This window comes from uncultured Gimesia sp. (assembly GCF_937919775.1).
Taxonomy (GTDB): domain Bacteria; phylum Planctomycetota; class Planctomycetia; order Planctomycetales; family Planctomycetaceae; genus Gimesia.
This window is the reverse complement of the sequence record NZ_CALFPF010000040.1, coordinates 1-14629: the sequence shown is the minus strand read 5'-3', so window position 1 is coordinate 14629 and position 14629 is coordinate 1. Positions and strand designations below refer to the sequence as shown.

At 48.3% G+C, this 14629-nt stretch carries 14 protein-coding genes and 1 pseudogene; 13 read left to right on the top strand and 2 right to left on the bottom strand.

All coding sequences use genetic code 11. The annotated features are described in order from the left end of the window. Positions 1 to 125: 125 nt before the first annotated feature. The 12 genes from Q0294_RS01180 to Q0294_RS01125 all read left to right on the top strand — a co-directional run bounded on the left by Q0294_RS01180 (position 126) and on the right by Q0294_RS01125 (position 10209). On the top strand, positions 126 to 410 hold the full coding sequence (locus Q0294_RS01180) for an AtpZ/AtpI family protein (RefSeq protein WP_299459929.1): 285 nt from the start codon (positions 126 to 128) through the stop codon (positions 408 to 410). A 90-nt stretch (positions 411 to 500) separates the two neighbouring features. Continuing rightward, positions 501 to 887 (top strand): hypothetical protein, encoded by a 387-nt coding sequence (locus tag Q0294_RS01175; protein WP_299459924.1) that lies wholly within the window; start codon positions 501 to 503, stop codon positions 885 to 887. Between the two features lie 181 nt (positions 888 to 1068). After that, the gene (gene atpB / locus Q0294_RS01170) at positions 1069 to 1806 is read left to right on the top strand and encodes a F0F1 ATP synthase subunit A (RefSeq protein WP_299459921.1); all 738 of its coding nucleotides are present in this window, start codon (positions 1069 to 1071) and stop codon (positions 1804 to 1806) included. Positions 1807 to 1956: 150 nt separating this feature from the next. Next, entirely contained in the window at positions 1957 to 2175 is a 219-nt protein-coding gene (gene atpE, locus Q0294_RS01165) for an ATP synthase F0 subunit C (protein ID WP_366917893.1), read from the top strand. Beyond that, entirely contained in the window at positions 2138 to 2902 is a 765-nt protein-coding gene (atpF, locus tag Q0294_RS01160) for a F0F1 ATP synthase subunit B (RefSeq protein WP_299459915.1), read from the top strand. The genes atpE and atpF overlap by 38 nt, the downstream gene beginning before the upstream one ends. Positions 2903 to 2974: 72 nt before the next feature. After that, positions 2975 to 3628: an ATP synthase F1 subunit delta gene (atpH, locus tag Q0294_RS01155; RefSeq protein ID WP_366917892.1), complete on the top strand. Its 654-nt coding sequence runs from the start codon at positions 2975 to 2977 to the stop codon at positions 3626 to 3628. Further along, complete coding sequence (atpA, locus tag Q0294_RS01150; protein ID WP_299459912.1) at positions 3579 to 5096, top strand: F0F1 ATP synthase subunit alpha; 1518 nt, start codon at positions 3579 to 3581, stop codon at positions 5094 to 5096. Before atpH ends, atpA begins: the two co-directional genes overlap by 50 nt. A 55-nt stretch (positions 5097 to 5151) precedes the next feature. After that, entirely contained in the window at positions 5152 to 6030 is an 879-nt protein-coding gene (atpG, locus tag Q0294_RS01145; RefSeq protein ID WP_299459908.1) for an ATP synthase F1 subunit gamma, read from the top strand. Between the two features lie 74 nt (positions 6031 to 6104). Beyond that, positions 6105 to 7556 (top strand): F0F1 ATP synthase subunit beta, encoded by a 1452-nt coding sequence (gene atpD / locus Q0294_RS01140; protein ID WP_299459905.1) that lies wholly within the window; start codon positions 6105 to 6107, stop codon positions 7554 to 7556. Positions 7557 to 7656: 100 nt separating this feature from the next. Then, a complete protein-coding gene (locus Q0294_RS01135; RefSeq protein WP_299459902.1) occupies positions 7657 to 8061 on the top strand; it encodes a F0F1 ATP synthase subunit epsilon in 405 nt (134 codons plus the stop codon). A 471-nt stretch (positions 8062 to 8532) separates the two neighbouring features. After that, the gene (locus Q0294_RS01130; RefSeq protein ID WP_299459900.1) at positions 8533 to 9021 is read left to right on the top strand and encodes a hypothetical protein; all 489 of its coding nucleotides are present in this window, start codon (positions 8533 to 8535) and stop codon (positions 9019 to 9021) included. 60 nt (positions 9022 to 9081) lie between these two features. Next, a complete protein-coding gene (locus Q0294_RS01125) occupies positions 9082 to 10209 on the top strand; it encodes a hypothetical protein (RefSeq protein ID WP_299459898.1) in 1128 nt (375 codons plus the stop codon). A gap of 881 nt (positions 10210 to 11090) precedes the next feature. Here the strand turns inward: Q0294_RS01125 and hpnH are convergent. Next, positions 11091 to 12251 carry an adenosyl-hopene transferase HpnH gene (hpnH, locus tag Q0294_RS01120; RefSeq protein ID WP_366917891.1) on the bottom strand — a complete coding sequence of 387 codons (1161 nt, stop codon included), beginning with the start codon at positions 12249 to 12251 and terminating at the stop codon, positions 11091 to 11093. Between the two features lie 141 nt (positions 12252 to 12392). Here hpnH and Q0294_RS01115 point away from each other — a divergent pair, with 141 nt between their 5' ends. Then, positions 12393 to 13589 carry an enolase C-terminal domain-like protein gene (locus Q0294_RS01115; RefSeq protein WP_299459893.1) on the top strand — a complete coding sequence of 399 codons (1197 nt, stop codon included), beginning with the start codon at positions 12393 to 12395 and terminating at the stop codon, positions 13587 to 13589. Positions 13590 to 13596: 7 nt separating this feature from the next. Here the strand turns inward: Q0294_RS01115 and Q0294_RS01110 are convergent. Continuing rightward, positions 13597 to 14629: pseudogene (locus tag Q0294_RS01110) on the bottom strand (hypothetical protein); the annotation flags it as partial.

The following is a 14629-nucleotide window of genomic DNA, read 5'->3' as shown; positions in this document are numbered from 1 at the left end:
CAGTACTTTGACTCTGCAGCAAATTGTTTCTACAGTCTCACACAGGTTTGCTTAACTTTGATTATGCAAGTTTTTTCTGACATCAATCTGAGCAATATTACTTCATAATTGAAGGCATTTTTAATATGCCGCAGCCCGAACGGCAGAATCGTTCATCACTCGTCGAGGCCCATCAGTGGGTCAGTCGACTGACGACGGTGGGATTGGAGATGTCTTTGCCTGCATTTTTGGGGCATTGGCTCGATAAAAAATGGGGAACTACTCCCTGGCTCACTGCCATTGGTGCTGTGCTCGGTTTTATTTTAGGAATGATCCATTTATTGCGAATGGCTAAAGAAGCCGAGGATAAAGAACGAAAAGGTAAAGATGATTCAACAACATCTGATTCCGTTTCAGATGATCACGATTAAGCGAAACATAAAATAACTCAGACTGAGCCGGGGCCAATATTATGCTCCGCTTTTTAATTTTAATAACGTAATACAAATCACGCTCATCCCATGCTACCGCCAAATCAATTGCAAAGCAGACAGCCAATAAAACAAAGCGGGATTCTCGCTGTTGCTTTAATTGGTTTGTTTACTGTTCTCTGCATCCCTGCGTATCTGGTCTTCGGCAGCAAGGCAGTTGAAGGGCTTGGTTACGCAACTCTGCTCTGCCTGGTACCAGGTATGATCGTTTTTCTGATCACCGGATTTTATTTTCGGGAAGCTGCTCCTGTCGCCGTGATGGGAGTCTCGACCTTGGCGAGATTGATGATAGTGGGAATCGGAACCTTGGTCATTTTGAACATACGACCTGACTTTGGTTTAGCTAATTTTTTGATTTGGTTATTGATTTGTTACTTTGCATCTCTGTTGGTTGAAACCTTGTTGATCATTCGGTAATCTGCCGAAGCGATTTAGCTTTAACGACGTATTGATCAGAAACAATTTTGAATCGAGCTTAAAAATGGCCGCTGGTCACGCTGATAAATTTCATCATGTTCGCGATTTTCCGCATTTCGAACTCCCGGGGCAATTTCACCTTCCATTGCCTGAGGTGTTCGGATTGCAGATTACGAAGTTCATGTTTTTACAGCTAGTGGCTGCTGTCTTCCTGTTTTTTGTTTTTCGCGGGTTAGCCAAACGGGCCGCCGGCGGTCAGGTTGTGACGGGGCGCTGGTGGAATTTCTGGGAATCAATTGTCTTATATATGCGAGATGAGGTGGTTCGACCGACGATTGGTGAAGGACATCACCATGACGGTCACGAACATCATCAAGAGCAGAAAGTCGGGCATCCGGCCGACAAGTATCTGCCGTTTGTCCTTTCCTGTTTCTTTTATGTTTTGATTTGCAATCTTCTGGGTGCATTACCCTGGCTGGGTTCTGCCACCGGAGAGTTGAACGTGACGATCGCTTTGGCGTTTACCACATTCTGTGCGGTGATTCTGTATGGGTCGAGAGAACAGGGAGCAATTCGCTTCTGGTTGTCATTAGCTCCCACTATGGAACTTCCCTTCTTTTTGAAGATTATTTTGGTGCCTATGATCTGGGTCATTGAACTGGCCGGATTTTTAATTAAACATGCCGTGTTGGCAATTCGTTTGTTTGCCAACATTATGGCGGGGCATACCGTGATCGCGGTGTTTCTGGGATTCATTGCAATGTATGCTGATTCGGGGATGTGGGCGATTATCATGCCTTCCAGCGTCCTCGCTCAGGTTTTAGTTGGTTTGCTGGAATTATTTGTTGCTTTCCTGCAGGCTTATGTTTTTGCGTTTCTTGCGACTCTGTTTATTGGAGCTGCTGTAAATCCTCACTAGAGGAACAGTAAGTTTACCTCTCAGAATTGCTTAGTATATTTTGTTTGAGTGTTCCTCGTTGAGAAAGGTCAGGGGATAATAACAATGATCCAAGCTTTACGGATTATCTACATGACATGCGTTGTCGTATTGGCCACGGCTGTTCCTGCAATGGCACAGGAAGCAGGTGGGGGAGTTTCTTTGGGAGCCCTCGGTGCTGGTATTACTATTATTGGTGCAGGTTTTGGCATTGGCAAAATCGGTGCCTCTGCAGTCGAAGCCATTGCCCGTCAGCCAGAAGCCACCAATAAAATCCAGACCGCGATGATTATTGCTGCAGCGTTGATCGAAGGTGCAACATTCTTCGCACTCATCATCTGCCTGTCCTAATCGTTCCGATGCTGAAAATGTTTTAAAAGGAAAGTCGTCCTCACACTGTGAGAACGATTTTACGACTATCTCTTCTGACTACAATGTGAGAGTCTTGATCATGTTAAGAAGTCTTTGTACAAGCCGATGTTTCATCATGCTGATCCTCATCAGTGGCGTGATTCTGGGCAGTGGACTGATTGGTTCAGAAGTGTCTCTGTACGCTGCTGAAGATGCTGGTCATCAGGCCGGAGCCCCTTTGGACTTCCGGACTGACCTGGCCACGTGGTCATTGATTGTTTTTGTTGTGTTTATCATTGTTCTTGGTAAATTTGCCTGGAAGCCGCTTATCACAGCTTTAGATGAGCGGGAACAGCGCGTGATTACCGCAATTGATAAAGCAGAATCAAACCAGAAAGAGTCAGAAGACCTGGTCAGAAAACACGCTCTTAAAATTGAGGCGGCTCAGGATGAGATTCAGGCAATGATGGTTGAAGCTCGTTCTGATGCAGACCGCATCAAACAGGATGTTCTCGAACAGGCCCGTAAGGAAGCAGAGTCAATTAAAACTCATGCAATTAATGAGATTGAACGGGCTCGGGAACTTGCTTTAAAGGATCTGTTTGACCAGATGAATGGTCGAGTCATTGATGCCACAGAACATGTTTTGGGGCGTGCACTCAATGAATCCGACCGTGAGCGATTGATTACAGAGGCTTTGTCTCAAATCTCAAGTAGCTCTAACTGAAATTTAATATCGAAATTCGTTTTTCAAACGCAATGTGTGAAGTTTGAATTATTTATCCTTTAGCTGTGAGTTATGATCCGCGTGACCGATCAGAATCAAGTCAAAACTCATGTTCCAAGCGTGATGGAAGATCCGAGTGCAACAACGATTGCCAAGGTTTATGCCAAAGCGTTTCTTGGTTCGATTCAAGAATCCGATAAAGATTCCGTGATCGAAGAGTTTGCCCAGTTTCTGAATCTCGCGATTACCGAAAACCCGGCCTTTGGGAAGATGCTCACGTCAAAATCGCTAAACAAAGACGAGCGTTTAAGCTTGATTGATCGTGTGCTTGCTCCCCATGCCTCAGAACTACTGACCAATTTTCTCAGAGTTCTATCCCGGCATGACAGACTCGATATTCTGGAGCAGATCTTTACTCAAATCAATAAGCTGCGTGATACAGAAGCCGGGAAAAAGGCGGTTCTGGTTCGTTCAGCTTTTGAGTTATCGGAAAATATTCTCACGAGCATTCAGGAACGTTTGAAAGAAACACTGGGCTTTTCCCCGGTAATAAAGACATTGATAGACCAGTCCGTAATAGGCGGTCTGGTGATTCAAGTTGATGACACAGTCTATGATGGTTCTCTTCGTACTCGTTTGAAACAATTACGAGGACGGTTGAGCAATAGGAGCATTCATGAAATTCAAAGCGGACGAGATCGCTTCAGTCATCCAGAAGGAAATTGAAGACTTTCGCGGCGAAATTGAAACCAGCGAAGTAGGACGAGTCCTGGAAGTGGGCGATGGTATCGCACGCGTCTACGGTCTCTCTTCTGCCATGTCTGGTGAAATGGTAGAGTTTTCCAATGGGGTGCGCGGCCAGGTCTTCAACCTCGAAGAAAACTCGGTTGGTATTATTATCTTTGGTGATTATCTGGCAATCGCTGAAGGTGATGAAGTCCGAAGTACAGGTACCCTGCTCTCCATCCCCGTCGGTGATGAATTGCTGGGACGCGTCGTCGATCCCCTGGGCATTCCACTTGATGGAAAAGGCCCTATCGTGGCAACGGAATCCCGGCCACTGGAATTTGCTGCTCCCGGTGTTGCTGCCCGACAACCTGTGAAACAGCCAATGGCCACAGGTATCAAGGCGATCGACGCCATGACGCCCGTCGGTCGTGGTCAACGTGAGTTGATTATTGGCGACCGTAAAACAGGCAAAACCGCCATTGCGATCGATACGATTCTGAACCAGAAAGGCAAAGATGTCATCTGCGTTTATGTCGGCTGCGGTCAGCGTGCCGCCACTATTGCAGGCATCGTCAATCAGCTCCAGGAACATGGCGCGATGGATTACACTGTCGTCGTCAGTGCGACCGCCAGTGACCCTGCTCCTCTGCAATATATCGCCCCTTATGCGGGTGCAGCCATTGCAGAATATTATATGTACCAGGGAAAACACACTCTGGTTGTTTATGATGACCTTTCCAAACAGGCTCAGGCATATCGTCAGTTGTCATTATTGATGCGACGTCCTCCAGGGCGTGAAGCTTATCCGGGAGACGTATTCTACTGTCATAGTCGTCTGCTGGAACGTTCTGCTCGTTTGAGCGATGAACTCGGCGGCGGTTCGATGACTGCCCTGCCGATTATTGAAACACTTGAAGGCGAAGTGTCTGCATACATTCCGACCAACGTGATTTCGATTACCGATGGTCAGATTTATCTGGAACCGGATTTATTCTTTGCCGGGATTCGTCCTGCGATCAACGTGGGGATCAGTGTTTCACGCGTTGGCGGTAATGCTCAAACAAAAGCAACCAAAAGTGTTTCCGGAAGTTTGCGACTGGACCTGGCGGCTTTCCGCGAGCTGGAAGCATTCGCACAAATGGGTACGGAACTCGATAAAGCGACCCAGTCCCAGCTGGACCGGGGTTATCGTATGGTTGAATTATTGAAGCAGCCACAGTTTAACCCGATGTCAATGGCGGACCAGGTCGTGAGTCTGTATGCCGGAACCAAAGGGTTCTTCGATACGATTCCGATCAATCAGGTTCAAAAAGCAGAATCCGAAATGCTGCAGTTCATTCACGACCAGTATCCGGAAATCACAGATAAGATTACAGAAACTGGTAAACTGGAAGATGACACCATCGAACAGTTGAAAACGGTACTGAAAACATTCGTAGAAAAATATCTGCGAAAAAATCCGTAATCGATATATTGATTTCATTGTTTGACTAGATAATCAAAAACAGGTTCAGAATCTAATGGCCAAAGCACGTGCCATCGTAAAACGCTTAAAAGCGGTAAAGAATATCCGTAAAATTACACGGACCATGGAATTGATCGCCACTGCGCGATTCAAGAAGGCCATGGACCGCGCATCGGAAGCGGCCGCTTATACCAAAAAGATCTCTGAGCTTGTGGCTGATCTCTCGCAGGCAAATCTTGAGTTTCATCATCCACTGTTGGAAAAACACGAGACCGAAAAGAACTCGGTTCTATTGGTGCTGACTTCCAACCGTGGACTTTGTGGTGGCTATAACTCCGGTGTGCTGAAGGCCGCTTTGAAACGCTATAAAGAGTTGACTGCCAGCGGTCAAAATGTCCGACTGGAAGTCTCCGGAAAACGAGGCATCAGTTTTCTGAAGTTTCAAGGCATCGCGGCTTCTCAAACATACACACACTTTGAAGATCGTCCTACTTTTGAAGAAGTCGACGAACTGGCAAGTCGCTATATTCTTGAGTATGTCGAAGGCAAGATTGATCGGCTGGACGTTGCTTACACCGAGTTCGTTTCAGCATCCAGACAGCAGGCTGCAGTTCACTCTCTGCTGCCAATTGGTGTATTAGCGGAGTCAGTAAAAGAAACTGAAACTGCTCAGAAATATGATTATGAATTTCTCCCCTCTGCCCAGGAGATTCTGGAAGAAATTGTTCCGACAGCATTCAAAGCACGTTTATTCAAGTGTTTCCTTGATGCAGCGGTCAGCGAACAGATTGCACGCATGGTTGCCATGAAAGGTGCCACGGAAAACGCCAATGAAATGGTGGGCACCCTGTCTGCTCAATATAACCGTGCACGGCAATCTCAAATCACCTCGGAAATTCTCGAAATTATTGGTGGTGCAGCTGCCTTGGAGTAATTTCCAGCGTGCCCTGTGTAGGCACTTTATGGTTTTTAACAAATTGATAAATATCAGAAAGTAGAGACATATCAATGGCGACATCGGAAGCCAGTAAAACGACTGCAGTTGGTAAAATCACACAGATCATCGGATCGACATTTGATGCGGAATTCCCGGAAAATCAAATGCCAGAAATCTATAATGCCTTGGTTGTGAATGCAACAATTAAAGGCGTCGTGATCAAAGTGACCGGCGAAGTGCAACAGCACCTGGGTGGCGGTCGTGTCCGTTGCGTGGCCTTGGCCTCTACCGATGGTATGGTCCGCGGGATGAGTGTCACCGATACGGGGGCTCCGGTCTCCGTTCCTGTGGGAAAAGGAACATTAGGACGCGTCTTTAACTTGCTCGGCGAACCCGTTGACGGACGTGGCGAAGTTAAAACTGACGAACGTTGGCCGATTCACCGTAAGCCTCCATTGCTCGAAAACTTGAGTGCCAAGACCGAGTTGTTTGAGACCGGTATTAAAGTGGTCGACCTGCTCACTCCTTTCGTACGTGGTGGTAAAGCCGGTCTGTTCGGCGGTGCCGGATTAGGTAAAACGGTTATTCTGACAGAGCTGATTGCCCGTATCGCCAGTGCTCACGGCGGTTATTCGGTTTTCGCTGGTGTTGGAGAAAGAACCCGTGAAGGAAATGACCTTTGGCTGGAAATGCAGGAAACAAAAATCGGTCAAACAGATCGTTCTGTGATTGAGCAAACCTGCATGGTCTTCGGTCAGATGAATGAACCTCCAGGAGCTCGTTTGCGTGTTGCTCTTTCTGCGCTGACAATGGCAGAATGGTTCCGTGACACAACAGGTACCGACACGCTGCTGTTCGTCGATAACATCTTCCGTTTCTCACAGGCAGGAAGTGAAGTTTCCGCGTTGTTGGGACGTATGCCTAGTGCCGTGGGATATCAGCCGACTCTGGGAACAGAATTAGGCGAACTCCAGGAACGAATTACATCCACAAAAAATGGAGCCATCACCAGTGTGCAGGCTGTTTATGTGCCTGCAGATGACCCGACCGACCCTGCTCCGGCAACGGCATTTTCCCACCTGGACGCTTTCATTTATCTGGAACGAAAAATCTCGGAAAAAGGGATCTATCCGGCGATCGATCCCCTGGCCTCTTCCAGCCGTATTCTTGACCCGCAATATGTCGGTGAGCGTCACTACAGAGTGGCACGCGAAGTTCAACAAACGCTACAGCGTTACCGCGAACTTCAGGACATCATCGCAATTTTGGGCGTCGATGAATTAAGCGAAGAAGATAAACTTATCGTGCACCGTGCACGTCGTATTGAACGCTTCCTGTCACAGCCCTTCCTTGTGGCTGAAGTGTTCACAGGGAAAGCGGGAAAGATCACTCCCCTGGCAGATACCATTCGCAGCTTTGAAGAAATCTGTGCCGGTAAATGGGATCATCTTCCTGAATCGGCATTTATGTATGTCGGTTCCGTTGAAGAAGCCGAAGAACAAGCAAAGAGAATGGCAGAATAATTTAACGTTGAATCTATCGACAAAATTGTGAGCGATATTATCTTTATGCCGCTCACAAATTCAATCTGAATACCTGTTTTGAAATGTGGTTAGAGCACCAATGGCTCAAGAATTTCGTCTGTTATTAGTGACTCCGGAAACAACTCTGTTAGATCAGTCTATCGAGAGTCTGCGCTGTACTTTATTCGACGGACAAATCGGGATCCTTCCAGGCCGCATGCCGATGGTGGGACGTCTTGGTTATGGTGAACTGGTATTCTATTCTGCAGACGATGGTACAGAAAGCCGTTATTATGTCGATGGCGGCTTCCTGCAGGTTCAGGGTAGCGTCATTTCCGTTTTAACAGAACACGCCATTCCCGTAAGCAAATTGAATGCTGTCGAAGCAGAAAAACTCCTCGAAGAAGCGCTGGCACGGCCGGCTGTCGGCGACGAGCAATGCGATGCACGCGAACGAGACCAACGCCGGGCGCGGGCCATGCTGGCACTCTCCAGCCACAAATAATCTCTTGCTTTAAAATGCAGAATTGAATAAACAGACTGAAACTCGCCAGAGGGTTTCAGTCTGTTTCTTTTTTGGGGAGTCCTTCATGGCAAATCAGGATGCCTCTCATGGCTCACGACGCCCTTCTGTCGGTGTTCATTTCAAATGTTGCAATGTTTATACCCAGGTCTATCTTAACCATACTGGAACAGCCTACGCTGGTCACTGTCCACGGTGCGCCTGCCCGATCGAGATCCCGGTTGTAAAAGAAGGCGGCTCATCAAGCAGATTTTTCAGTGATTCATAACTTCTTATTGAGTCATGCCTTAAGAATGAAAAGAATCTCTTTTGAAAACGGCGGATTTCGCCTGAACCGGTCAGAATCGCCTTGAGCTAAATCATGTAATAGTCTAGGATTCGCCCGCATTGATCAAATCAGCCCGAGAGTGAGGCTGGAATTACAGTTACGAATGTCAAATTCGAGTTTTTTAAATGGATTATCATTTAAAACCTTTGGGAAAATCGTGTTCCGCTACCGGGAAAGAATTTGTTCTGGGCGAAACGGTTCATTCTGTCATTATAGAACAAAATGGCCAGTTGGTACGTCTCGATTACTCACAGGCTGGCTGGACGGGACCTCCCGAAAGTGCGGTGGGAGAATGGAAATTACAGGTTCCGGAATCCACAACACAAGGCCCTAAAAAAATCGATCCGGAAGGATTGATGCAATATTTTGAGCAACTATATGAAACTCCCAATCAGACACAGGAAAAATTCCTCTACGTTCTCGCTCTCTTTCTCGTGCAGAAACGCCGATTAAAACTGGATGGTTCTCGCAAGGACGATTCTGCATCGTATCTTCAGTTAACGGGCACTCATGGCGAAGGAAGTTTCGAAATCCGTGATCAGGACCTGGATGCATCCGAAGTTGAGCAACTGCAGCAACAATTGAATACACAATTCTTAGAAGACTGGGAATGAGGGACGCGTCCCCATGCTGGATCGCTAACTAAAATGTTAATCGTTCAAGGAAGAACAGAAATGAAAGAATCGAGGCGCTTATTTTGCCGACTGTTGAAAGTCACAAAATTGGCTGCCGTGATCTGCTTTCTGGTAATGATTACCTCCTGTGCTTCCGTGCGGACATTTTTGCCACAGCAACCCCCTGTCTGCGTTTTACCTCCGAATGCCAGTTACACACAAATCGTCAATCACTTGAATTCTCAGATCAGTGGCGTGCATGGCTGGCAATCCTCGAATGTCAAAATTCGCGCTCGACAACAAGGCGGGATTCCCGTCAGCTTAAATGCCATGCTCGCAGTGGAACATCCCAAACGCTTCAGGTTGAGGGCTAGTTCCCCTCTCGGAGCAGAAGTCGATTTCGGGTCAAATGATGATCGCTTCTGGTTCTGGGTGAAACGGAATGAACAAAAGCGTGTATTTACGATTCGTCACGAGCAGTACCAGTCGATGGGTTCGCAGTTAAATATCCCCTTTGAACCAGACTGGCTGCTGGAAGCCTTGCGTGTCGTTCCTCTCAATGAAAAAGAACTGTCCATCCAGAAAGAAGGCCAGAATTCTCCGAACGTCAAACTGATTTCCGATCGCCTGTTACCAAACGGCAAACTCGTGCAAAAAATCCTGGTCGTCAATCTGTGTACGGGAAATATCATTGAACAATCATTGTATGACAGCCAGGGCCAGCGAATCGCGACAGCCACACTGGGTGAATATCGAGTCTGTGGTGCTTCCGGAGCAACTTTGCCGCATGTGATTAAACTCGATTGGCCGCAGGCAGGTATCGTCCTCACGATGACCATGGCGAATATTGATGTCAATCCGGCGGAAATTCCCACAGAAGTCTGGGGACTGCCGGAAATTCCCGGTTATCCGGTATTGGATCTGGGGGCAGCGTTTGCTCCGCCGCAGTCCGCTTCTGTCGAACGTCCTGCACGAATCGATTCTCGGATTACCGAACTCGAAGAACCCCAGTGGTCAACCGGTGCCTCAAGTAGCGAACCGCAATGGAAGCCGGCTCAAATCGGGTTTGAAGAGTCAAGCCCCTTCCCCGCCAGTCAGGCCCCTGCTCAGCCACTGGAGAACCCGTTCCGTTCTCCCGCGTCGTTTGACGCCCCGGAAGAAGAAACCCCCGGTCGCGTTCGGCTTTGATACGCGTCTGCTGACAACTGCGCAGGCAGATACTGCTCTGAAAAAACACTGTATTTTTATGACTTGACCCGCTGGCGGCGCTGTTTAAACTGCTTTTTATGCGTCGCGCGCGTGGGAGTGATTTCTCGCTGGTGAATACTTTGACTCCTGTGGAAGACAGCACTATAAAATTCCCTTGTTTTTCCAGATTTACATTGTGTGAGTGTCATTCGCTTCTCGATTTCCAGCTGTTTATCTGCAATAACCAGTACATATCTGTTCCTGAAACGCTGTTTCTTTCACAGAAAAGCGTCACAAGTTGGTCATTGACGCGCATAATCCCCTGAAGCAATTCTCGAAACAGGATGAATGTCAAGAAAGTTATACCGCTTGTGTATCAGCTATCATAAGAAATGCCACGCAATCAGATAGTTCAGTCTGTCTTGCACTTCACGGGAACAGCGGGCGTAACATGCTGCAGTACTTCCGGAGACTACACTGATTGAAAGCACTGATGCTCATCCGGCAGTTCCAGAATGAACATCAGATACCAAATTCCTTGTTCACGGATGGAATTAAAATTCAACGTACTTGCCATCATTCATGGTGAGCAGGATTTTCAAGATCGATTGATCAAGGTCTGCTGAAATAAATCTGACAGAGCCATCACAGACAATGTGTCACCGGGAAGAATTGTCACCTCGTGACCTTTACCGAGATTTGCATGAACCGCGACCGTCGAGCGTTCGCTATGAGCCGAAGGGCGTTAGCCCCGGTTCCTGCGCAGTCTATTTTTTGACTGCACAGCTCGATATTTATTTTCCAAAGACGAATTCAAATTAAGAAACTCTACCTGACCAGGCCAAAGTAAAATTCGTGGGATCGCCGGTCCGCTTAGTCACTCAGTTTGAGAGATTCAGCACTTCCGCGTCTTCATCGCATTCCGCGTGATTTACAGGCCCCAGTTGAATCAATTCGTGGTCTGCCACCGTATAATGCGGTGAAGGCATAGGTGTTTTTGGCTGAGTTGGCAGCGGCTTGTGAGAGTCTCTGGAACCGAACAGCGTTAAAGACGCGACTTTCAGAAACCCCTTCCAGGATGAAAAGGTCTGATCGACGGCCGTCGGTTCGTGGCCGCAATGTACCATACAGTCTTGGCATTTGGAATTACCGCTTTTCCGTCCGTATTGCTCCCAACGGGTGGAAGACATTAACTCAGCAAAGGTCTCCGCATAACCTTCTTCCAGCAGATAACAGGGTTTCTGCCAGCCGAAGATGTTATAGGTCGGGTTGCCCCAGGGAGTGCATTCCAGCTCCCAGTTTCCTTTTAAAAACTCCAGGAATAAAGGGCTGTGATTGAATTTCCAGGCCTTTTTGGGAGCCGTCAGAATCTCGCGAAACTTTTGAATGGTCTGATTGCGTTTCAGGAAATGTTCCTGATCGGGGGCTTTTTCATATTGATAACCGGGAGAGAGCATCATGCTTTCGATGCCCAGTTCTGCCAGTTCATCAAACATCTGCCGCACCCGCTCCGGTTCCGCATTCTCGAACAGAGTCGAATTGGTCGTCACGCGGTGCCCTGCTTTGACGGCTGCTTTGATCGCGCTAATGGCCTTGTCATAGATTCCGTCACGGCAGACAGCCGCGTCGTGGTCTTCACGAATGCCGTCCAGATGAATCGAAAACGTGAGATATTTTGAAGGGGGATAGTTCTCTAAATGCTTTTCCAGTAAGATCGCGTTGGTACACAGATAGATAAATTTCTTGCGCGCGACCAGTCCGGCGACAATTTCCGGCATCTGGGGGTGCAGCAGCGGTTCCCCGCCGGGAATCGAAACGATGGGAGCGCCACACTCATCCACTGCCTGGAAACATTTTTCGGGGCTCAGATTCTGTTTCAGAATATGAGAGGGAAACTGGATTTTACCACACCCGGCACACGCGAGATTGCAGCGAAACAAAGGCTCCAGCATTAGTACCAGCGGATATCGTTTTACGCCTTTAATCCGTTGTGTCAGAACATACTTAGCTACTGTCCACATTTGAGAAAGGGGAACGCCCACAAATACCTCCATGTTGCGAAAAAATCTAAATCCATTCAGAATAATGGCTTCATAGCATTTTCAGGAATCCCTGTCACCCCCAATATATCACGTATGTCTTAATACCGCATAGAGTTAATGAAGGTTTAAAAAACAGGATCTATGAGAATTGCCCAGCTTTCGGCGTATCAGGTACACATACCGCTCCGCCGAAAAATCACGCACGCCTCCTTCAGCCGCTCAGAATCCGATTCTGTCGTCGTGCGCTGCCAGCTTGAGGACGGAACTGTAGGCTGGGGTGAATCCGTTCCGCGAGAATACGTGACGGGGGAATCTGCCGATTCGGTCCTCTCACAGTATGAAAACGCCGACCTGCCTGCGGTTCTGGGGGCAAACTGGAACTCGCTGGATGAACTGGTTCCCCTCTGTCGTCAGATCACGCTGCCTGAATTGTCAAACGCGCCGCCGGAATATGTACAACGCGGCTGTTTTGGTAATGCGGCGCGATGTGCGCTCGAAATCAGCCTGATCGATGCTGCCACCCGTGCCACCGGCAGCTCCTTTTCGGCGATTTTTCAACACCTGGAGCCCTGCCTCAGTCTATTAGAATCACAACAGTCGGTCCGCTACAGTGCCGTGCTGACTTCCATGCGTCCGCTCAAGCAGTACCTGCTCGCCCTCATCTACCATCTGACCGGTTTTCAGAAGTGCAAAGTGAAAGTCGGACTTCCCGGGATCAACGACGAGATTTTGCTGCAAAAAATTCGGATGCTGACGGGACGCAAAATGGACTTGCGCATCGATGCGAACGAAGCGTGGACCAGAGAAATACTCGAACAGAAAGCCGCGAGTCTGGCACCGTTCCAGATCAGTTCCATTGAGCAACCCGTCCCTCACACCGAGATTGCATCCTTGCAAAATATCAAGCGGCATGTTTCGACGCCGATCATGCTCGATGAGTCATTATGCAGTCTCTCTGATGCGGAAACGGCTATTTCCGAAGGGTATTGTGATTACTTTAACCTGCGCATTTCAAAAACGGGGGGGATCATTTCCACCCTGCAGTTAGCACATCTGGCGCAGCAGGCGGGATTGCAATATCAACTCGGATGCCAGGTTGGGGAAACCGGTATCCTGTCGGCTGTCGGACGGCATTTCGCGTCCTCCGTCAAGGAAATTGCTTTTCTGGAAGGGAGTTTTGACCGTTATCTTCTCGTGGAAAATGTGATCAACGAAGAGATCTCTTTCGGGTGGGGAGGCTGTGCCTCCGCGTTAGACGGACCCGGACTGGGAATTACCGTCAACGAAGAACGATTGCAGAAACTCACCCGGCGGGAACTGCACTGGGACTTCCGATAACCCGTTCTCAGGGGATCAGGAAAATCAGACCTGTCGCCGTCAGGCTTTCAAATAACGCCCCCCGCGCACTGAAGGGGAGCTTCTCCACCTGATAAGGCGGGCAGTCACCCGGACGGGCTAAGCCCAGCGGATAACGCATCTCATCCAGGGGATAAGTACCGATCATGTATGGTAGTGCGGGAATCCGGCCAAAGAAGCGTCCGGCAGAGATAAAGGGCTGAAGTACGCCATAATTATAACCGTATCGTTCCAGATAGGGTTCTTCAAAATAGAGCGGATTATATCCGACCCCCGGTGCTTCCCAGTCCTTCGTGACCAACTCCCAGTCTCGCGATTCGCCCATCACGACGTGACGAGTTGGGAGTTGATCGAGGTACTCTGCGGCCGTATTTTTTGGCAGATCTCCTGCAGGTGGCTTCACATTGAGGGATAATTGTCCGAGCGGTTTCAACCCCAGGTCAACCAGTGCCGGTGATGGGGGAGCCTGTGTTTTGATTTCTTCAGACCGGAATTCGTCGACCGTTTTGAAATTGACATTCGCTGCAGGAACATTTTCAGGCACAACAACGGGGGGGAGTTCGGTCATGACCGGTTTTTCTGCTTCCAGCGGGAGGCGGTTTTTTGTGTTCAATTCTTCGCGCTGCTGGAAATTCGTCTCAGCTAACTCAATCGAATGAAAATCGGCAAACTCATCGAACTGCAGATCGGGTTCACTGGCTTCGGAAGTTTCCAGGGAAGCATCAATTGGCTCAGACTGCCTCTTCTGCGACAAAACCGTCTGTTTATTAAAACCGGTAACCCTTAACTGGTCAGATTTTGCGGCTTCATCCGTCTTCTTTCCAGAAGACTTGCTTCTCAGTTCGGCTGAGCGGGACATTGCTTCTATTTTATTTTGATCGAATTCAGGAGCGATGGAAAAGTGCGCACCCTGCTTCACAGCACAACCGTTGAGAAACAGGCTGCACACGCAGGTAATGATCCATAAATGAATTCTTAGCGACCGCATTAATTCAGACGCTCCAGTAAGTAAATTGCTGGTT